Origin of the sequence: Mesorhizobium sp. M7D.F.Ca.US.004.03.1.1 (genome assembly GCF_003998635.1) — a bacterium.
Taxonomy (GTDB): Bacteria; Pseudomonadota; Alphaproteobacteria; order Rhizobiales; family Rhizobiaceae; genus Mesorhizobium; species Mesorhizobium loti.
Window position 1 is genome coordinate 1 of the sequence record NZ_RZQG01001835.1, and the last position, 424, is coordinate 424.

General features: G+C 61.3%; 1 pseudogene. It reads left to right on the plus strand.

Annotated features, from left to right (window positions below):
• A pseudogene (locus tag EN935_RS40290) lies at positions 1–424 on the plus strand (ornithine carbamoyltransferase); the annotation flags it as partial.

Consider the following 424-nt stretch of genomic DNA (forward strand, 5'->3'; position numbering starts at 1 on the left):
CCATTTCACCGACCTTTCCGCCGTCTCTGAAGGCGATCTGCGCTTCATGCTGGACGACGCGGTGGTGCGAAAAGCCCGTCTCAAGGCCGGCGAGCGGACAAAGCCGCTCGAAGGCAAGGTGCTGGCGATGATCTTCGACAAGCCGTCGACACGCACGCGCGTCTCCTTCGACGTCGGCATGCGCCAGCTTGGCGGCGAGACCATCATGCTGACCGGCACTGAGATGCAGCTCGGCCGTTCCGAGACCATCGCCGACACCGCCAAGGTGCTGTCGCGTTATGTCGATGCGATCATGATCCGCACCACCTCGCATGAGCGGCTGCTGGAATTGACCGAGAATGCCACCGTGCCGGTGATCAACGGACTGACCGACGACACCCATCCTTGCCAGTTGATGGCCGATATCATGACCTTCGAAGAGCAT